A 17,564-nucleotide genomic window follows, 5' to 3' on the forward strand; every position below is an offset into this window, starting at 1 on the left:
GACTGCTCCGCTGAAGCAATGGCGTCGGTGAGAGCAGTGCACGCGCTCCAGTTCTTACGGCGCAAACGGTCCATCACCCGCACATTGACCAATTTCTGCGGGTAGGCCTGGAAACTGCGGTCCAACCAATCGCTGAGGCTGATGCCCTGGGCATGGCACAGGGTGGCCAGCTGCACGGCGGTCAGAACACCATCGCCACACAGCCCATGGGAGGCCGAAAGAATGTGGCCGGATTGTTCTCCACCGAGGGCTGCGCCACTGGCCACCATCGCGGCATGGACGTGCTGATCTCCCACCGACGTGCGATCGAGGGTGCCACCCCGCTGCTGCCAGGCCCGCTCGAAGCCGAGGTTCGACATCACAGTGGCCACCAACCGCTGATCGGGGAGCGCCTGCTGCTCCTGCAGCACGGATCCCCATAGGAAAAGCACGTGGTCGCCGTCGATGATGCGGCCGCGACCATCCACCGCCAGCATCCGGTCGGCATCACCGTCAAAGGCAAAACCCATTGCCGCGCCGCGCTCGATCACAGCCCGTTGCAGCGGTTCCAGATGGGTTGACCCGCAAGCCACGTTGATGCGGGAGCCATCGGGTTCCCCATGGAGCACGGTGACATCAGCCCCCAAGGCACGGAAGGCATCGGCACCACAGGCCGTCGCGGATCCCCAGCAGAGGTCCAAAACGATGGGAACGTCACCCAGTCGCCGTTCAGCCACCGATTGCTGCAACACCTCCCTGTAGCCATCGAGGAGATCGGCGCTGGATCGGGCCACACCGCAGCGAAATGTTCCCTGCTCAGCCATGGGCGTCTGCCCCTTCAGACCAGCTTCCACCTGGGCCTGACGAGAGGCGCTGAGTTTGGCGCCATCGGCCCCAAACACTTTGATGCCGTTGTCTGCAGGGGGATTATGGCTGGCGGAGACCATCAGGCCGCCGGCGGCCCCCAGCTGGCGAATCAACAACGGAACCGCCGGCGTCGGACAGAGACCAAGGGTCCATACATCGCGACCGGCCGCCGTCAAACCGGCCGTTAGGGCAGCAACCACCATGCTGCCGCTGGTCCGGGAGTCCATCCCGATCAGAACAGGACCTTCCGCCTGCAGAACCCGGCCGACCCAATAGCCCAACTGAAGACACAAGGCGGGGGTGAGAACCGTGCCGGCAAGCCCACGGATCCCATCGGTCCCAAACCCTGGCGTAGCGTCACCGAGAGCGGGGCCGATCGGGGGGCACGCCTTTTGAACCATGGGTCTCAATCGTGGACGGCACCATAGGAAGCACCTCTGAGGCTGATTCCCAAGGACGTGACAGGTGCAGCTCTGCCCTCCACAGCCCGCAGGCGATCAAAGGCTCGCCAATGATCTGAGGAGCATCAGAATGACACGAGCTCCAGGTTGGCTGTGCAGGCAGGGCCGCGAATCGGAACGCTGATGCTGGTTTCAGTTGCTGGTTTCAGTTGGTTGGCTGCATGGGGCGGGCAGCAACTGCTGAACAAGCAGCATCAGCGCCTCACTCCTGAGGTCTCGCAGGCAAGGCTCTGGCAGCACTACCGCTGGGCCATCGATCCGCAGACCCGTCGAGAGGCCGCCTTGTTGATGGTGGCAAGGGATGGGGTACCGCAACTGCTCCATGGCCAAGGCTGGGGGCGCGATCCGATAGCGGCTGTAGTGCTCGAACGTGCAGCCCTCACCGCCGCCACCCAGGGCAAGGCATCTGAAGCCGCTGAGACTTGGCAGCTCCTATTGGATCGCTTTCCCGAAGCACCCGGCTCCGCTTGGGCTCGGTTAGCTCTTGGCAACAACAACCCCGTTCTTCATCAGCAGCTGCTCCAACAGCAACCCGCGCACCCAGCAGCACTGACCTTAGCGGCTCGGGATGGTTCCGAAGCGCTGGCAAGCCATCAAGGCGCCCTGCACCTGGCCCGTTGGAATGCGCGCCGAGCCGGCGCCCTGGAGCTGATGCTTGACGCCTGCCAAGCCACAGGGGTGCAGGCACCCCAGCCCGACCAGCGCCAAACCTTGGCGCAAGCACTGGCAAAACGAGGCCATGCCGACACCGCACTGACCTGTCTTCAGGAGCGTGACGCTTCCCCGGAGACCCAGCTGGCCATCGGTCGTTCTCTGCTACTACATGGCGACCATGGTGCGGGTACAGCCCAGCTTCTGACGCTGGCCCAGAGCCACCCAAACCACCCCGCCAGCCTTGAAGCAGCGCGGATGTTGAGCGAACCGCTCGATGCCCAGCCTGGGGTTCTGGATGCCCTTCCAGCTGCCCTTGAGGAGCGCTCAGCCGCCGTTGCCGCGGCTCGCGTACGACTCGCCGGCGGCGATGGGGCGGATGCCGCCCTGAGCCGCTGGCCCAACGACCCCGACATCTGGCAACTCCAATGGGACCTCGCCCGCGAGGCGTTTCTGGCTGGGGATTGGGATCGTGCCCGCGCCCTGCTGGAACGCCACGATGAGGATGGCCCCTTGCCGCCACCGTTGGAGACACGGCGGTTGTTCTGGTTGGGGTTTAGCCACAAGCAACTCGGCGAAACGGCAAAGGCGGAACGCACCTGGCTCCGCCTGATCAGGGCCTTCCCCGGGGGCTACTACCGATGGCGGGCCATGGAGCACCTGGGTGTGGCCGAACCCCTGGCTTTGCGATCCCCAGACCCACAGCAAGAGCCACCAGCCTGGCAACCGCTTAACAGCCACCACCGCCTGGTGAACGAACTTTGGCGCCTGGGCCAGGTACACGCCGCCTGGGAGGCCTGGCAGGCCCAGGGAGATCCCGCAGTCCCGCCGCCACCCGAGGAACGTCTCGCCGAAGGTAGGCTTCGCCTTGCCGTTGGGGACACCTGGATGGGACTGGACCAGCTCTGGTGGCTCAGCCTCCGCTGGCGTGATCCGAGCTGCCAGCAACGGAGTCTTCTGCATCGCAGCCAATTCCCTCGCCTCTTCGAAGCTGAGATACAGACAGCGGCAGAGCAAGAAGGCATTCAGGCCAATCTGCTGCGAGCGATCGCCAAACAGGAATCACGCTTCGCTCCTGGGGTCGTCTCCCCTGCCGGAGCCGTTGGCGTGATGCAATTGCTGCCCTCCACAGCCACAGAGATGGCTGGCGCACCGACCAGCCCGCCGATGCTGAAGGATCCCGCCAACAACTTCGAACTGGGTGCGCGCTATCTCAACCACTTGCTGGAGCAATGGGAGAACGACCCCTTTCGCAGCATTGCCAGCTACAACGCCGGGCCCGGTGCCGTGGCCTCTTGGGCGCAACCCATGGATACGGACGACGATGCACTCTGGGTGGAACGTATTCCCTACCCGGAAACACGCTTCTACACCAAGAAAGTGCTCGACAATCTGCTCGGCTACCTAGGCGGCAATCAATCCTTCTGCAAAGAGACTGGCGGTGGGGTGGGGCAGAAGCGTGCCGGCGACGATGCCACCAATCACGACCAAACTCATCAGAGGCAGGCAGATCCCAGCGGCGGGCAGAACACCGATGCGGATGAGATCGAGCCGAGCCAACAGCACGGCTGAGGCCAGGATCAGCACGTCGGTGAGCACATTGAGCTTCAACAGGTAGATGCCACCGGTGATCACCACCAGCAGCGTGACCACCAACGTCATCACCCGGCTCGACGCCATCAGCAACGACACCTGTCGCAACAGCAGATCGGGCATCGTGCAGAAGACGACAACCACCTGGGTCTGCAGCAGCACGAAACACCAGAACCAAGCCGCACTCACGCCATAGAGAGACGTGAAGGAGGGCTGAGCAATCTGCCAATGGTTGCCGAGCACAACCGCAACGAGAAACAGCACCGTCAGCAACGGCGCCCGAACCGGAAAGCTCAGCAGTCGCAGAATTGGCATGGAGTCAAGGTAACGGTGGCCTTTCGAAGGAGCTGCCAGAGTGACCGCTGCGGTTGACGTGCGATGACAGGCACTCCGGAGTCTTCGCCCCTTGGAACAGCACAGCGATGGGTGCTGGTGCTGATTGCGGTGGCTCTGGCCATTGGCCTGGTTGTCTTACGCGGTGGCATTCAGAGCGAAAGCCCAATGGAGCAGCTGGCAAGACGATCCCTGGACCCGCAAACGGCATTAGCCAACGGACGCCCAACGCTGATCGAGTTCTATGCCGATTGGTGCCAGGTCTGCAGGGAGATGGCGCCTTCGATGCTGGATTTGGAGAAGCAATCGCGAGATCGACTCGATGTTGTTCTGGTAAATGTCGACAACCCCCGTTGGCAAGATCTCGTTGATCGCTACGACGTCAACGGCATTCCCCAGTTGAATCTGTTCAACGCTGAGGGGGAGGCCAAGGGGCGATCCCTCGGTTTGCGCGGCGCTGCGGAACTCCAGCTGCTCACCACAGCACTGCTTGAAGATCAGCCGTTGCCGGCCTTGCCTGGAGTCGGTGACATCAGCCGGCTGCTGACGCCCTTCTCCGCGGACAGTGCGTTGGTAGGTGCCTCGAGCCCGGCCAACGCCGGACCCCGCAGCCATGGTTGACACGCCTCGCCAGGATCACCACAACTCGTCACTCTGACGCTCCCATGGACCGCTTTCGGGTCAATCTGATCGCAGCTACACCGAACCCGCAGCAATGCGTGTACGCCGCCATGCATCAGGACTACAGCGAAGGGTTCGTGGTCGGGGATCGTGCTAACTGGCCCGATGAGCAGCGGGCTGGAGAGATCTGTGTGAAACGTCTGCTGTCTGGAGAACGCGGCCACTACGGCCCGATGGAGCATGCGCAGATCGTGCTGAACGTGGGCTGGTTCCCGCACTCGGTGATGCAGCAGGCCCGCACCCACCGGGTTGGGGTGAGCTTCGACGTGCAATCGATGCGCTACACTGGTCAACGCATCTGCCGTGCAGCGGATGGAGCCCTGGATCTAGAAGAGGTGTTTTACCTGCGGCCCATCGGTGAGTACAGCGATCGGCAGGGCAAAAAATACGCCTACACCGAAGCACTACGCCAACAAGATCTCGATCTGTGCCGAAGCGCCGCCAATCGCTACAGGGATCTGCTCAAGGCCGGTTTCGCCGAAGAGCACGCCCGCGGCATCCTTCCCTTTGACTACCGCCAGCACTTTGTGGTGAGCTTCAGCCTGCGGGCGTTCCTTCACTTCATGGATCTGCGGGCCAAGCTCGATGCCCAGTTAGAGATCCGCCAGCTCTGCGATCTGATGTGGCCCCACATGGTGGATTGGGCTCCTGAATTCGCAGCCTGGTACGAAAAAAGCAGGCTTCACCGGGCGCGACTTGCCCCGTAATCCAGGGAGGGCTAGACCTTGGCCAGCGTCACCCGTTCCGGTTGATGCTGGTACTTGCCTTGTCGATCGCTGTAGGTGGTCAAGCAGGGATCACCCTCAAAAAACAGCAGCTGACAGATGCCTTCATCGCCATAGATCCGGCAGTCAGCGCCGGAGCTGTTGCTGAATTCAAGGGTGAGGTGACCCTCCCAGCTCGCTTCTGCCGGAGTGGTGTTCACGATGATTCCAAGGCGGGCATAGGTGCTCTTGCCCAAACAGATCACGGTGATGTTGGGGGGGACCCGCAGCTTCTCCAACGCCACACCGAGGCCGTAGGAATGCGCCGGAAGAATGAAGTAGCGTCCATCTTCATCCTCATGAAGGGGGGTAGGCTCAAGGTTGGCCGGGTTGAACCGCTTGGGGTTCATCACCGTGCCCGGAACATGCCGGAAGATCAGAAATTCCTGGGGAGACAGGCGCAGATCGTAGCCATAGGAAGAGCAACCAAAACTCAGCACCGGTCGAAACTTCTGCTCCGGGTCTAGGTGACGAACCAGACCGCTCTGGAATGGATCGATCATTCCCTGCCCGGCCTGTTCAGTGATCCAGCGATCGCACTTAAGCATCAGAAACCTCGGCGCACCTCCGTGACTTGATCTGCCATCTCCACCACACCGGCGGGGATTGCAGGTCCAGTGATGATCACATCCATCGAAGCGGGCCGCTGCTCAAGGGCTGCAATCACGTCCGCTTCATCTAGGTATCCGAAGGCCACTGCAAGGCCGATTTCATCCAAGACCAGCTGGTCGAGATCTCCCTGGATCAGATGCTGGCGACAGATGGACCAAACCGCAGCCACCGCCTCCGCGCCACCAGAATGCCCCGGTGAGGAGAGGCAGAGGGGCACTTCCGGCCGCAGCCAGACAAGGTCTCCGCAGAGCTGTACCCGGCCGGCCGGTCCCTGCTGAACGCCCCCTTTGAGGAACTGAGTGATCAGAACACGACTGCCCAAGCCGGCAGCACGCATGGCCTGACTCAGAACATTGGCGAAAGTGCCGCGATAGGGCGCTGTATGAACTTGCAGCTGCCCCTCAGGAGCCACCAGATGTAGGGGTGGCGGATCAGAGACCGGAGGTAAGGGCCTGAGGCCTACCCGCTGCAAAACCTGCTGATCGCGATCCAATGAGTTCTGGACGGCTTGGGGGTCAGCGAGGCTTGTGATCATCACGGAAGCATCTGTCCGGGCGCCCCCGGCGAGAGCTCAAATGTAGCGGCGAGATCACATTCCACAAGGGGATTGACACCACCCATGGTGTTTGGACAGGGCGAGAACCAACCGCCTGCGAGGCTTGACGAACTGCACACCACCAATGAGCCAATCCCCTGAACACCGCACTGATGGCCGTCGCCCGCAGCAGTTGCGACCATTCTCGGTGACCTGGAATCCCATGGGGTTTGCCTTGAGCTCCCTTGTGGTTCACACGGGCCGAACCGCTGTTCTCTGCAGCGTCTGCTTGGAGGACAAGGTTCCCCGCTGGCGCAAGGGAGAAGGGCTGGGATGGCTCAGCGCCGAATACCGGCTGCTGCCCGGATCCACCCCACAGCGACAATCACGGGAGCTGATGAAACTCTCGGGTCGCACCCAGGAAATTCAGCGGCTGATCGGCCGCAGCCTGCGCGCCGTGATCGACATGGAGCGCCTTGGTGAGCGCACCTTGCTGATCGACTGCGACGTGATCCAAGCGGACGCCGGGACCCGGACGGCCTCGATCACCGGGGCTTGGCTCGCCCTGGACCAGGCCTGCCGATCACTAGTGGAACAAGAAGTCCTGGAGCAATCGCCCCTGGTCGACCAGGTGGCGGCCGTATCCGTTGGCTTGGTTGATGGCCAGGCCTTGCTGGATCTGGACTACAGCGAAGACAGCCGAGCCGAGGTCGACCTGAACGTTGTGCAGGCCGGCGATGGCCGTCTGTTGGAAATCCAGGGAACTGCGGAGGGAGCGCCCTTCAGTCGCAGCCAACTCAATGAGCTGCTGGATTTAGCGGAGCCGGGATTGATATCCCTGATGCAGGCGCAACGCCAGACCTTCACCGAGCACAGCAGCGTTACGTAATATCCACTACATGGCGGCCACCGCCGGCTCCGTAACTTCGCTTCACCAGGGGCTTGTCATGACCAGTAGCCGAGGTTTCAGCCGATATGCCCCGCAGATGGTGGCTCCAGCTCCCAGCGCAGAACCGGCCAACCGTTCTCTGCTGGAGATCATCCGGGGTCTCGATGGCGCCAGCAGTGAACTGGTGGATCGCAACAAAACCATCTTCTTCCCCGGAGATCCCGCAGAACGAGTGTATTTGATCCGCCGAGGAGCCGTTCGTCTGTCCCGCGTGTACGAATCGGGGGAAGAGATCACCGTGGCCTTACTCCGCGAGAACAGCCTCTTTGGGGTGCTGTCGCTGCTGACCGGTCAACGTTCCGATCGTTTTTACCACGCTGTGGCCTTCACCCGGGTCGAAATGGTGACGGCACCAGCGACCTCCGTGAAGGCCGCCATCGAAGCAGACACCAACGTTGGCCTGCGCTTACTGCAGGGTCTCTCCAGCCGGATTCTGCAGACCGAAACGATGATTGAAACCCTCACCCATAGGGATATGTCATCCCGGCTGGTGAGCTTCCTGCTGGTGCTTTGCAGGGATTTCGGCGTGGCGGATGAGCTGGGCATCACCATCGACCTGCGCCTGTCCCATCAAGCCATCGCCGAAGCAATTGGCTCAACACGCGTCACAATCACGCGTTTGCTGGGAGACTTGCGTCAATCCGGTCTGGTTCAGATTGACCGCAAGAAAATCACCGTTCTGGATCCGATCGCTCTGGCCAAACGCTTCAGCTAGGCCTGCCATCGCCCGCCTTGCGCAGCCATGAGCGGCTGGGCACTGATCCTGGTTCTATTGGTACTCGGGGGCGTGCTGTCGACCCTGGGCGACCGCTTAGGTAGCCGCGTCGGCAAAGCGCGACTGAGTTTGTTCAGGATGCGCCCACGGCGCACCGCCGTTTTGATCACGGTGTTGACCGGCAGCCTGATTAGCGCACTCTCACTTGGCCTGATGCTACTGGTGAGCCGGCAGCTGCGGGTGGGCCTATTTGAATTGGATACTCTGCAGCAGAAACTCCAGGACAGCCGGCAACAGCTGGAGACAGCCGAGCGGGAACGGGACAAGACCCAAATGGAAACCAAGCGGGTCGCCACTGAGCTCAAGCAATCGCAGCAACGGGCCAACACCCTGCGCCTCGCACTGGCCCCTCTTCAGAAGGAGCTGGCCCAACTCGAAGCCGACCGTGAACGCCTCAGCCAGGACATCGCCTCTCGTGATGCGGACATCCAGCGCACGGAAGCCGAACTCAACAGCGTTCGCAGCCGCATCCGTGCCGGTGAGCAGGAACTCAAAGAACTGGAACGCAATCTGGTTGCCCTGAGGCGTGGATCGGTGGTGATCAGTAGCGGACAAACCTTGGCGAGAGCAGCGGTGCGTCTCGATGCTCCGGACCAGGCCAAACAGGCTGTCGACAGGTTGCTGCAGGAGGCCAATCTCAATGCCTACACCAAGGTGAGGCCGGGTGAAGCGCCCGAACGCCAGTTGATCCGCGTTCCGCGCAGCGACGTGGAACGCCTGCAAAGCATCATCCGCAAACCGGAGACCTGGGTGATCTCGCTGCGCTCCGCCACCAATGTGCTGCGGGGTGAAACGGCAGTGTACGCCTTCCCCGAGGTGCGTCCCAACCGGCCGGTGGCCCAACGCGGAGACGTGCTGGCCACCACCACACTGCAACCGGATGAACGCACGCCAGAGGGCATTCGCACACGACTGAACCTTCTCTTGGCCTCGGCCTATGCCGAGGTGCAGCGCCGGGGATCCCTCACCGAGGGGCTTCAGTTCGATGGATCAGACCTCTCCCAACTGGCCCAGACCCTGGTGGAAGGACCCAGCCAAAGCGTGGTCTTGGACGTGATTTCCGCAGGGGTCAGCGACAGCGCCGATACTGTCGTCGTCACAATTCAGGCCTCCCCATGAAACGGGTGGCCGTTCTCGATCCAGGTCGCTGCAAATGTGGTCTTGTGCTGGCCGATCTTCAGCTCGGCCTCGTGTGCGAAGGGCATGTGCTGGCGCCGGATGCCGTGGAACCCTGGCTGGAGCAGTGGCATCAAGACCAAACTCTCAACCGCATCCTGATCGGCGATGGCACGGGCAGCCGAGCCTGGATCAAGCGACTGGAACGGCTGAGCCATCTTACCGTGATTCCGGAGCAGGGAACAACCCTGAGGGCAAGACAGCGTTACTGGACGCTGTGGCCGGCTCGAGGTTGGCGACGGATGCTGCCGACAGGACTGCGCATTCCACCGGTGGATCTGGATGCTGTTGCAGCTTTGGTGATGCTCGAGGAGCACCTGCAGTGCCGCCTGAAATGGCCGGAGCCTGCTCCCACGTTCTCGCTCAGAACCTGGTCCTGACCATGAAGGTGTAGTCACCCCCCGGTTCCAGCCTGTAATCAGAACGCACCAGAAACCGCCGAAGAGCATCCTCGATCAGGGCACGTCCCAAGGACGGCTCTACCACTAGTTCGCCGCGGTCAAAGGCCCAGGAGAACTGCCACTCGAAGCCTCCAGCTGAGACTTCACCCTCCACGCACTTGGCCTGAAAACACTGGCGGAGCACCCGTAAATGCGCCGTTGTCGCCGGGAGAGCCGGCATCAGTCTCCAGGCTCCAGGTCGTAGCGAAAGCCGTTGATCCAGGTTCCAGCGCGCTCAAAGCTCTGGCGCTGAAGACGTTGAATCCCGTCCAAAACAGCATCAAGAACAGCGCCGACACAGGGTTGCTCCACCTTGCTGAACGGACCAAGAACATGGGACACCGTTCGGGCACGACGTTCGGTAGGGTTCTCAGCCGGCGTACCAATGCCGATCCGCAGCCTGGGGAACGCCTGGGTTCCGAGATGCTGAATGGTGCTGCGCAAGCCGTTGTGCCCACCAGCACTGCCCTGGGCCCGCAGCCGTAAACGACCGAGCGGAAGATCCATATCGTCCACCAGCACCAGCAGCTGGTGGGGCTCCAGGCCGAACCAATCGAGGGCAGCACGAATCGCGCGACCGCTGTCATTCATGTAGGTCTGGGGCATCAGCAAACGCAGCCGCTGCTCACCCACCCCTGTATCTACGACAAGAGCGTGCAATTTGGCTTGCTGACGAAAACTGAATCCAGAGCGCTCGCTCAAAAGCTCGAGGGCCATGAAGCCGATGTTGTGGCGGGTGCCGGCATATTTCGCACCTGGATTTCCCAGTCCCACCACCAGCTTGAGATCAGTGGTCATACCGCTGGAACAACTCAGTCGCTGGGCGGAAGTTCTTCGGCCGTCTTCGCAGCGTCACCGGACACCTCCGGTTCAGCCATGGCTTTGTTGATCTCGCGCTCGAATTCCTTGGACGCTGATTGGAAGCCCTTCAGGGTTTTTCCGAGGGTCCGCCCAAGTTCTGGCAGGCGCTTAGGCCCAAAAACTAACAGGGCAACGGCGCCGATAACCGCCATTTCGGGGAGACCGACGCCGAAGATGTTCATGGGTGCAGATCAGCCGAGGCCGTTCCAGTTCACATTGATACCCTCGAGGATGAGGGATTTATTGTAAAGCTGAAGAATCACCAGCAGAAACACCAGGAACAGCACCATGAAGATGCCCATCACGGGAGTAGTACCCCATCCGGGAACCACCTTGCCGTACTCGGAGTTCAGTGGGCGGAGAAGGTCTCCCAGACGAGTGCGTTGTGCCATAGCGACGCCGGGTCTCGGGTGGTTTGAAGTCTCGATACTGTAGGGGCCCACCCCTGGTTCGGGGTTGATCCTGTCGAGAGATGTGATGGAAACGTCGTCCCCAGCCCTGTCCGTCGCCATTGGCGTGCTCGCCGTTTTGTTCGGACTCACCGGATTTGGCGTGTACCAGGCCTTTGGGCCTCCATCAAAAGCACTCGACGACCCGTTCGACGATCACGAGGACTGATACACCACCAGGGAGACGAGTTCTCCCGGGGCGATCACCACGGCAGCAGCAGCACTTGAATCAGCTTCCCTGCGGACACTCCACCCCGCTCCGGGGGTCCAGCGGCAGCGCGCTGACCCCGCATTGAGCAGCTTCAGCAGGCAGGCGTCGGAATGGCGTTCCAATGCCACCGGCGTGAGTTGAAGCGGCAGCGATGGGAACCACTGACGCAGCTCCGCCGGCAAAGCCGCACACCACCCAGGCTCGCGAAATGCAATGGCCGCCTGCGGCACACCGGTATCGCTCCAACAACCGGAGTACGGCATGAGGGCCAAACGCTGGCGATGCCACCCTTGATCAGCGCTGGGGTCAGGCCAGGTCGGACCACGCAGCAGCGAAATGCCGAGTCGGTCTGAGGACCAATCCACACCCTGGGGGCCGTCCAGCAACACAGCCATCCCCCCACCGGGAGCTGGCGACTGCGAAGCGAACCAGGAGATTACAGGGACTTCCCAACGGGCTTGTTCCCGAGCCGTCATCGGTTCAGCGGGTCGTTCGATCACCCCTCCGCTGGTGTCGGCAGCGATACGGACGGCGGGGGTCGCCAGCGGCAGCTCCAGGCGCAGCAGCTCATGGGTCTGACACCAGTCGATGCTGCAGATCAGCTCCAGCCACGGTATGTCGGCCCTCAGCCGCAGGTCCAGACGCATGCAAGTGGCGCCGAGCTGGCGCCGCAGCACCAGATGCGCCACCAGGGGGCCCTGGTCGAGCCATTCCAGGGAATCCCTGCAAACCACGCCCAGGGGCTGAGATCGGTAGTCCGCCGCCAGATCCCAGGCATCCCAGAATTCGCCGCTGTCCCAATAGCGCTCCAGCTGCAAGGGCGACGACAGCTGGTCCCGTCCATCGCGATCCCGCAGAGCCAGCAGTCCAGCCGCGGAGACATCGAGCTCGATCAGACCGTTGCCTACGCGCCAAGTTTCCGCCCCCAGCGCCGTGATGACCACGGGCTGGCGAGGTTCAGCAGCGCAGGACGCCAGACCCGGTTCACACCGTAGCGGCACAGAACAAGTCCCGTGCTGACGCGGTAACTGCACCCAGGTGCCACCACCGGCAGCGGCTTGCTGCGGTAGTGAAACGGCGTCGGCTGACCACGAACCCGCCGGGAGGCGAACCAGAGGCGACCAGGTCGCCAAAGGCTGCAGACCCCACCAACTCCATGCCGCCGCTGTGCCGTTCGGACACAACAGCCTTGCCAGCCGGCGGTCGCGCTCTTGGCGAGCTTGGCGCCGGGCCGAACGCCAAACCGGTTCCGCCTGCTCAAACACCTCCGGGATCGAAGTTCCCGGAAGAATGTCGTGAAACTGCTGAAACAACAGCGGGCGCCAATCGCTGCTGCCGCTGTCCCGGCCGGCCATGGCCAACAGGGCCGAAGCAATGTCGGCCTCCCGCAAAAGCCGCTCGAGCGTTCGGTTGTGGCGCTTCTGATCAGGACGGCTGGTGGCGCAACCGCGGTGCAACTCCAGGAAGAGCTCATCACGCCACACCGGCCAGGCCTGATCATCCTGCTCCAGATTTTTCAAAAACTCCCTCACCGTGCCGGCGCGGGTGGGCAAAGCGGCTTTTTGCCCCTCCCAGAGCTCGATCTGTTCCAACAACTCCTCTGTGGGACCGCCACCGTGATCACCAACACCCGGAATCCAGAGCGCCGCCTCCAACCCCGTGGCCCGCTGCCATGCCCGCTGCTCTCCCAGCATCTCCTCAGGGTCGGCGCGGCGCCCGATCGGCGGCAGCATCAGGCTGCGCAGTTCAGACCGTCCCCGTCCGCGCCAGCGGAACAAACGATGGGGGAAAGGGTTCTCAGCATTCCAGGCCAGCTTGTGGGTGCAGAACCAGCGCACACCGGTGGCGGCCGCCACCGCAGGCAGGCCAGCAGCGAAGCCAAAGCTGTCCGGCAACCAGGCCAGCTCATGGGTCCATTCCGGGAAGCGGCGCCGGCTGTCGTTCTGACCAAGAGCGAACTGGTTCCACAACGACGCCGTGCTAACCAGTACACAGTCAGTCTCCACCCAGGGGCCATTGATCGGTTCCCAGCGGCCGGCGCGGCTGGCCGCCTGGATCTCCGCAAACAGAGCCGGCCGATGTTTCTCCATCCAGGCGTAAAGGGCCGGCGTGGAATGGGCAAAGCGCAGCTCGGGCCAGCGACGCATCAGAGCCAACGCTGATCGGAAGGTGCGTTCAGCGGCCTGCCAGGTGTCGGCGACCGGCCAGAGCCAAGCCAGATCGAGATGGGCATGACCCAGCCAATGCAACAACCCTCGCGGAGGGTCCACCTGATGCAGGTGCGTTGCGACAGCGGCCTGCGCCTCAACACCGCTGGGGTCCAAATCCGCCCAATGCGACGGCAGGTCTCCATCCGCCGCCAAATGCAGCTCCAAGGCCGCAGGCAACAACGTGCCCTCAGGGTCAGGGCCAGCGGCCTGCGGCTCCAGGTCTAGATGGCTGCTGATCAGAGCTCCGTCGTCATGCAACGGGCTGCAGAGCTCCAATACAAGATCCAGCGACTCACCCTGACGACAACGCCCAGGCAGCGGCCAGCGACAGGCGGTATCGAACAGATCTCCCTCATGAACCAGCACGCCATCCACCCAGAGCCGCATCTGCTCGGCCCACCAGCTCAGCACCAGCCGCGCACGGCAGGAATCACTGGCACACCAGCCATTAGGCCAGCTCAACCGCTGCTCAAGCCGCAGCCACTGTCGCCCCCTTGGCCAGATCAACAGGCCCCGTTTGGCCCAGTCGGGACGGTGCGTTGAGCCCCAGCTTTCATCGAGAAAAAAACCAGCCTGGGCGGCACCTGAGCGGCGCCACCCGGCACGCAGATCACAAAGAGAGCGACTGCGAAACGTTTCAATCCACTCCGATCGAACGACCTGTTCAGGGTTCATTCCCCTGCTGACGCTGTCATGCCCCATAGGATGATGTCCTTGTCACAGACGCCGGTCGGTCTCCATGCTCGCCCTCAAGATCTCCGTTTACTCGGTCGTCTTCTTCTTCCTCGGCATCTTCGTATTCGGGTTTCTTGCGAGCGATCCAAGCCGCACCCCCAGCCGCAAAGACCTGGAAGATTGATTCACCCTCCCGATCAGACCGCGCCACGCACTGGTCTGATCGGACCGTGATTTCTGAAATGAGCTGTCAAGCTCGAGGGCGACAGCTCGATTACCTTGGCGGCGCACCGCCTTTTAATTGCAATGACCGGAACCCTGATCACGGGTTCGATTACGGCATTGCCCGTTTGGTCTGAATCGGCTGAACAAAGCATCGTGACTGTTTCACCGTCGCGAATCAACATTCAGGCTGACCGCCAATACACCGACACCAATTCCAAGGCGTCAATCGCTGAAGGCAACGTTTCGGTTCAGCTCGGGAACGCTGAACTTCGCGCCGATCGCGTCGAATTTGATGCTGCCTACCGCACGCTCTACGCCCGCGGCGCTATCCGTTTCAGGCGTGGCAATCAATATTTTCAAGCGTCAAGCTTCCGCTACAACCTCGTTCAACAAGAAGGTCAACTCAACGACGTTTACGGCGTCATCGACCTTGAAGAGCCCCTTACCAAACCATTAACAACCTCTCGAACGACATCAGCCACGCCAGCAAACCGTGAAGACATGCCTCCTGTGGCCTGTCCACCGCTGCTTCCTCCGGTTCCCAACTGGCATCCACAACTCTGGGCAGTGACGGCCTGGGGCGGTCAGATGATTGATGCCCACTTCGGCGACACCTTCCTGTTCAACGGTCGTATGCGTCCGGAAGCTGTGTTGGGCGTCGGCGTGCAGAAACGAATCATGCGCGCTGGTCCACTCGCCGTTGAACTTGAGGCTGACCTGTTCAGCCACATCGCCATGCAGCAACAGGGCGGCAATTTCAACCAGAGCACTCCCTACGCCGACCTGCCTCCCCAGAGCTTCGGCGAAGCGGTGATCGGGATCGGAGCACGCATCTGGGTGCAGCCTTGGCTGAGCTTCAGTGTTATTGAGGGCGTCAGCTACAACACCGATGTCAGCCTTTACGAGAAAACGTACCGCGAGAATTACACCCAGTTGCTGAACTACCTCGCCTTCGAGGTGGAAGCAGCGGTTTCCTCCAACCTGTCACTCGTTGGTCGGGTTCATCATCGCTCCGGAGCCTTCGGCACCTATTCAGGGGTCACCGAAGGGAGCAATGGTTACTTGCTGGGCCTCCGCTACCGCTGGGGACGGGATACATCCAAACGGGAGAGCGCTGTGATGCCTCCCCTGCCGGAATGTGAAGACCCGGATCGCGACCAGCGCGTCAACCCCTCGATACTCTCCGACCGCCTCGACTCGATCGCTCTTGGCGACGGAGGTGATCCTCAGCGGCATGTCTCGAGCAATGAGACCACCCAGCAGCAACCGATCCCCCCGGCCCAGCAGCAGGCCATGCGGAACGAGGCGATCGTCCAGATCGATCAGCGGATTTCCAACCTTTCTTACCAGGGCAGCTTCAGCATCGAACAACGCACCGGCCTGCCCGTCCAACGTCCGAATTCGGTTGAAACCCGCTTCGGCGCAGTCAACCCCCCTCAACTGAAAAGCCAAGGGAAAAACCAACTGCTCAATGGAACGATCAGTCGCTGGAGAGTTCAGGCCTCGAAGATTCTGATCACGCCGAATGGCTGGGAATCCGACCGCATGGGATTCAGCAATGACCCCTTCACACCGGCGCAAACAAGGATCGATACAGAGGATGTGGTCGCAAGGGAACAAGCCAATGGCGACGTGCTGATTTCGGCGAGGCGCAACCGGCTGATCGTCGAAGAACAGTTGCCCATCCCGGTGACCCGTCGGCAGCTCATCCAGAAGGAGGAGGAAGTGGAGAACCGCTGGGTCTTTGGCATTGACAACAAAGATCGCGACGGCTTCTTCGTTGGTCGCAATCTCAAACCGATTGAACTGAGCCGTGATTACACCCTGAGCCTGGAGCCCCAACTCCTGGTGCAACGCGCCATCAATGGCAAAACCAACAGCTATCCCGAACCAGGCGAATCAGCAGACAGCAAAGACGTCAACCAACCCACCACGATCCAGGACCTGTTCGGCCTTGAAGCTGAACTCAAGGGCCAGCTCTGGGGTTGGGACGCCAGCCTAGAAGCCGACATCAGCAACTTCGAACCGCAGAACTTTGCCAATAGCAGCCGATACTGGGGCAGCATCAAAAACGACTATGAGCTGCCCTGGATAGGGGACATCACAGCCCGCCTCTTTGGCGCCTATCGCTACCGGACCTGGAATGGCTCGTTGGGCGAAACCAGTGTCTACGCGGGAGCTGGTGGCTTAATTGAGCAAAGAAAAGGTTTCAAATGGGGCGATTCATACCACGCTTACATCTGGCGCCTCGGAGTAGGCAACTACCAGGCGGAGAGCTTTAATAGCAGCGACCTCACCGAGAGCCTGCGTGCCAATTTCTACGGCTCGCTCAACAGCAGCTATCCGATCTGGCGCGGAGAAGCGGCGGCCCTGACCGCAGATAAGGCATACCGCTACTCACCGAGGGCAATTGTTCCAGGTCTTCGCTTCCGCACGAATGTCAACACTCGTCTAGCGGTCTATGGCGATGGCCGTCGTCAAACCGCGATCAAATTGTCGGGAGGACCAGTGTTGACCCTGGGGACCTTCAGCAAACCCTTCCTGGACTACACCAATTTGTCGATCAGTGGTGGTATCACCTTCAAAGAAGGCGCTAGCCCTTTCAGCTTTGATCAAGCCATTGACCGGGGCACCTTTGGTGTTGGCATCACCCAACAGATCGCAGGCCCCTTAGTCCTGAATGCCGGCGTTGCAGTGAATGTGGATCCCAGTTCAGAATATTATCGAGACGTGATCAGCTCAAACTTTGAGCTGCGTTGGCAACGTCGCAGTTACGATTTTGGGTTCTACTTCAATCCCTACACAAGCATCGGAGGATTTCGCTTCCGGCTCAACGACTTCAGCTTCAAGGGCACTGGGGTGCCGTTTGTGCCCTACAACCCGACGAACTGGATGGAGACGAGTAACACAGATTTACCGTTCTGATTAATCACCGCCCCCAATGATCAGATCGCTGCCGAACAGTGAAGCGCCGGCATAGCGCATGCCAGAGGTCCGCACGTTAGGTGCATAGGCATTGATCACCTGAGCCTCCCGCAGATCGGCATTGCGCAGGTCCACGCCGGACAGCTCAGCATTGGTGAGGTTGGCTCCCCTCAGGTCGGCACCTTCCAGCAA

At 61.4% G+C, this 17,564-nt stretch carries 19 protein-coding genes and 1 pseudogene; 10 read left to right on the forward strand and 10 right to left on the reverse strand.

Going from position 1 to position 17,564, the window contains the following annotated elements:
- The coding region (gene glmM / locus ACGVJ8_RS04725) for a phosphoglucosamine mutase (protein ID WP_392345889.1) at positions 1 to 1,247 on the reverse strand (1,247 nt) is incomplete at its 3' end.
- A 969-nt stretch (positions 1,248 to 2,216) separates the two neighbouring features.
- Between glmM and ACGVJ8_RS04730 the strand changes: the two are divergent.
- A pseudogene (locus tag ACGVJ8_RS04730) lies at positions 2,217 to 3,266 on the forward strand (transglycosylase SLT domain-containing protein); the annotation flags it as partial.
- Positions 3,267 to 3,362: 96 nt separating this feature from the next.
- Here the strand turns inward: ACGVJ8_RS04730 and ACGVJ8_RS04735 are convergent.
- Complete coding sequence (locus tag ACGVJ8_RS04735) at positions 3,363 to 3,866, reverse strand: hypothetical protein (protein WP_392345891.1); 504 nt, start codon at positions 3,864 to 3,866, stop codon at positions 3,363 to 3,365.
- A gap of 63 nt (positions 3,867 to 3,929) precedes the next feature.
- On the opposite strand from ACGVJ8_RS04735, the gene ACGVJ8_RS04740 reads away from it, so the two are divergent.
- Both ACGVJ8_RS04740 and thyX read left to right on the forward strand, forming a co-directional pair.
- A complete protein-coding gene (locus ACGVJ8_RS04740) occupies positions 3,930 to 4,505 on the forward strand; it encodes a thioredoxin domain-containing protein (RefSeq protein WP_392345893.1) in 576 nt (191 codons plus the stop codon).
- Positions 4,506 to 4,549: 44 nt separating this feature from the next.
- Complete coding sequence (thyX, locus tag ACGVJ8_RS04745) at positions 4,550 to 5,272, forward strand: FAD-dependent thymidylate synthase (RefSeq protein ID WP_392345895.1); 723 nt, start codon at positions 4,550 to 4,552, stop codon at positions 5,270 to 5,272.
- Positions 5,273 to 5,283: 11 nt separating this feature from the next.
- On the opposite strand, the gene dcd is transcribed toward thyX, so the two are convergent.
- Together dcd and ACGVJ8_RS04755 are read right to left on the reverse strand one after the other, a co-directional pair.
- On the reverse strand, positions 5,284 to 5,877 hold the full coding sequence (gene dcd, locus ACGVJ8_RS04750) for a dCTP deaminase (RefSeq protein ID WP_392345897.1): 594 nt from the start codon (positions 5,875 to 5,877) through the stop codon (positions 5,284 to 5,286).
- Positions 5,877 to 6,476, reverse strand: a complete 600-nt coding sequence (locus tag ACGVJ8_RS04755) for a cob(I)yrinic acid a,c-diamide adenosyltransferase (RefSeq protein ID WP_392345899.1) — start codon at positions 6,474 to 6,476, stop codon at positions 5,877 to 5,879. Before ACGVJ8_RS04755 ends, dcd begins: the two co-directional genes overlap by 1 nt.
- A 145-nt stretch (positions 6,477 to 6,621) precedes the next feature.
- On the opposite strand from ACGVJ8_RS04755, the gene rph reads away from it, so the two are divergent.
- From rph to ACGVJ8_RS04775, 4 genes are read left to right on the forward strand one after another with little or no spacing between them, the layout of a single operon-like run.
- Complete coding sequence (gene rph / locus ACGVJ8_RS04760; protein ID WP_392345901.1) at positions 6,622 to 7,365, forward strand: ribonuclease PH; 744 nt, start codon at positions 6,622 to 6,624, stop codon at positions 7,363 to 7,365.
- A 58-nt stretch (positions 7,366 to 7,423) separates the two neighbouring features.
- On the forward strand, positions 7,424 to 8,140 hold the full coding sequence (gene ntcA / locus ACGVJ8_RS04765; protein ID WP_392345903.1) for a global nitrogen regulator NtcA: 717 nt from the start codon (positions 7,424 to 7,426) through the stop codon (positions 8,138 to 8,140).
- A gap of 27 nt (positions 8,141 to 8,167) precedes the next feature.
- Positions 8,168 to 9,319 carry a DUF3084 domain-containing protein gene (locus ACGVJ8_RS04770; RefSeq protein ID WP_392345905.1) on the forward strand — a complete coding sequence of 384 codons (1,152 nt, stop codon included), beginning with the start codon at positions 8,168 to 8,170 and terminating at the stop codon, positions 9,317 to 9,319.
- Positions 9,316 to 9,756, forward strand: a complete 441-nt coding sequence (locus tag ACGVJ8_RS04775; RefSeq protein WP_392345907.1) for a resolvase — start codon at positions 9,316 to 9,318, stop codon at positions 9,754 to 9,756. The genes ACGVJ8_RS04770 and ACGVJ8_RS04775 overlap by 4 nt, the downstream gene beginning before the upstream one ends.
- Here ACGVJ8_RS04775 and ACGVJ8_RS04780 read toward each other — a convergent pair.
- The 4 genes from ACGVJ8_RS04780 to psbH are packed head-to-tail and all read right to left on the reverse strand — an operon-like array spanning position 9,740 to position 11,069.
- The gene (locus tag ACGVJ8_RS04780; protein WP_392345909.1) at positions 9,740 to 9,997 is read right to left on the reverse strand and encodes a DUF3146 family protein; all 258 of its coding nucleotides are present in this window, start codon (positions 9,995 to 9,997) and stop codon (positions 9,740 to 9,742) included. The two genes, ACGVJ8_RS04775 and ACGVJ8_RS04780, sit on opposite strands and share 17 nt — an antisense overlap.
- Positions 9,997 to 10,614, reverse strand: a complete 618-nt coding sequence (gene pth / locus ACGVJ8_RS04785; RefSeq protein ID WP_392345911.1) for an aminoacyl-tRNA hydrolase — start codon at positions 10,612 to 10,614, stop codon at positions 9,997 to 9,999. Before pth ends, ACGVJ8_RS04780 begins: the two co-directional genes overlap by 1 nt.
- 14 nt (positions 10,615 to 10,628) lie before the next feature.
- Positions 10,629 to 10,859 carry a TatA/E family twin arginine-targeting protein translocase gene (locus ACGVJ8_RS04790; RefSeq protein ID WP_392345913.1) on the reverse strand — a complete coding sequence of 77 codons (231 nt, stop codon included), beginning with the start codon at positions 10,857 to 10,859 and terminating at the stop codon, positions 10,629 to 10,631.
- A 9-nt stretch (positions 10,860 to 10,868) separates the two neighbouring features.
- Positions 10,869 to 11,069 carry a photosystem II reaction center phosphoprotein PsbH gene (gene psbH, locus ACGVJ8_RS04795; protein WP_006849996.1) on the reverse strand — a complete coding sequence of 67 codons (201 nt, stop codon included), beginning with the start codon at positions 11,067 to 11,069 and terminating at the stop codon, positions 10,869 to 10,871.
- Positions 11,070 to 11,154: 85 nt separating this feature from the next.
- On the opposite strand from psbH, the gene psbN reads away from it, so the two are divergent.
- Entirely contained in the window at positions 11,155 to 11,295 is a 141-nt protein-coding gene (gene psbN, locus ACGVJ8_RS04800) for a photosystem II reaction center protein PsbN (protein WP_011363291.1), read from the forward strand.
- On the opposite strand, the gene ACGVJ8_RS04805 is transcribed toward psbN, so the two are convergent.
- Positions 11,283 to 14,222 (reverse strand): alpha-mannosidase, encoded by a 2,940-nt coding sequence (locus ACGVJ8_RS04805; protein ID WP_392345915.1) that lies wholly within the window; start codon positions 14,220 to 14,222, stop codon positions 11,283 to 11,285. The two genes, psbN and ACGVJ8_RS04805, sit on opposite strands and share 13 nt — an antisense overlap.
- Positions 14,223 to 14,286: 64 nt before the next feature.
- On the opposite strand from ACGVJ8_RS04805, the gene ACGVJ8_RS04810 reads away from it, so the two are divergent.
- Positions 14,287 to 14,406, forward strand: coding sequence for a photosystem II reaction center protein I (locus ACGVJ8_RS04810; RefSeq protein ID WP_006042333.1), 120 nt, complete (start codon positions 14,287 to 14,289; stop codon positions 14,404 to 14,406).
- A gap of 122 nt (positions 14,407 to 14,528) precedes the next feature.
- On the forward strand, positions 14,529 to 17,372 hold the full coding sequence (locus ACGVJ8_RS04815) for a DUF3769 domain-containing protein (protein WP_392345918.1): 2,844 nt from the start codon (positions 14,529 to 14,531) through the stop codon (positions 17,370 to 17,372).
- Here the strand turns inward: ACGVJ8_RS04815 and ACGVJ8_RS04820 are convergent.
- A partial coding sequence (locus ACGVJ8_RS04820; protein WP_392345920.1) for a pentapeptide repeat-containing protein occupies positions 17,373 to 17,564 on the reverse strand: 192 nt, incomplete at its 5' end.

The organism is Parasynechococcus sp. (assembly GCF_042954245.1).
GTDB lineage: Bacteria > Cyanobacteriota > Cyanobacteriia > PCC-6307 > Cyanobiaceae > Parasynechococcus.

Bases quoted from the DNA above. Each gene is read 5' to 3' on its own strand.
- ACGVJ8_RS04815 (WP_392345918.1), top strand. From the start codon at position 14,529: ATGACCGGAACCCTGATCACGGGTTCGATTACGGCATTGCCCGTTTGG.
- ACGVJ8_RS04780 (WP_392345909.1), bottom strand. From the start codon at position 9,997: ATGCCGGCTCTCCCGGCGACAACGGCGCATTTACGGGTGCTCCGCCAG.
- ACGVJ8_RS04775 (WP_392345907.1), top strand. From the start codon at position 9,316: ATGAAACGGGTGGCCGTTCTCGATCCAGGTCGCTGCAAATGTGGTCTT.
- thyX (WP_392345895.1), top strand. From the start codon at position 4,550: ATGGACCGCTTTCGGGTCAATCTGATCGCAGCTACACCGAACCCGCAG.
- ACGVJ8_RS04735 (WP_392345891.1), bottom strand. From the start codon at position 3,866: ATGCCAATTCTGCGACTGCTGAGCTTTCCGGTTCGGGCGCCGTTGCTG.
- dcd (WP_392345897.1), bottom strand. From the start codon at position 5,877: ATGCTTAAGTGCGATCGCTGGATCACTGAACAGGCCGGGCAGGGAATG.
- ntcA (WP_392345903.1), top strand. From the start codon at position 7,424: ATGACCAGTAGCCGAGGTTTCAGCCGATATGCCCCGCAGATGGTGGCT.
- ACGVJ8_RS04810 (WP_006042333.1), top strand. From the start codon at position 14,287: ATGCTCGCCCTCAAGATCTCCGTTTACTCGGTCGTCTTCTTCTTCCTC.
- pth (WP_392345911.1), bottom strand. From the start codon at position 10,614: ATGACCACTGATCTCAAGCTGGTGGTGGGACTGGGAAATCCAGGTGCG.
- ACGVJ8_RS04805 (WP_392345915.1), bottom strand. From the start codon at position 14,222: ATGAACCCTGAACAGGTCGTTCGATCGGAGTGGATTGAAACGTTTCGC.
- ACGVJ8_RS04740 (WP_392345893.1), top strand. From the start codon at position 3,930: ATGACAGGCACTCCGGAGTCTTCGCCCCTTGGAACAGCACAGCGATGG.
- psbN (WP_011363291.1), top strand. From the start codon at position 11,155: ATGGAAACGTCGTCCCCAGCCCTGTCCGTCGCCATTGGCGTGCTCGCC.
- rph (WP_392345901.1), top strand. From the start codon at position 6,622: ATGAGCCAATCCCCTGAACACCGCACTGATGGCCGTCGCCCGCAGCAG.
- ACGVJ8_RS04770 (WP_392345905.1), top strand. From the start codon at position 8,168: ATGAGCGGCTGGGCACTGATCCTGGTTCTATTGGTACTCGGGGGCGTG.
- ACGVJ8_RS04755 (WP_392345899.1), bottom strand. From the start codon at position 6,476: ATGATCACAAGCCTCGCTGACCCCCAAGCCGTCCAGAACTCATTGGAT.
- ACGVJ8_RS04790 (WP_392345913.1), bottom strand. From the start codon at position 10,859: ATGAACATCTTCGGCGTCGGTCTCCCCGAAATGGCGGTTATCGGCGCC.
- psbH (WP_006849996.1), bottom strand. From the start codon at position 11,069: ATGGCACAACGCACTCGTCTGGGAGACCTTCTCCGCCCACTGAACTCC.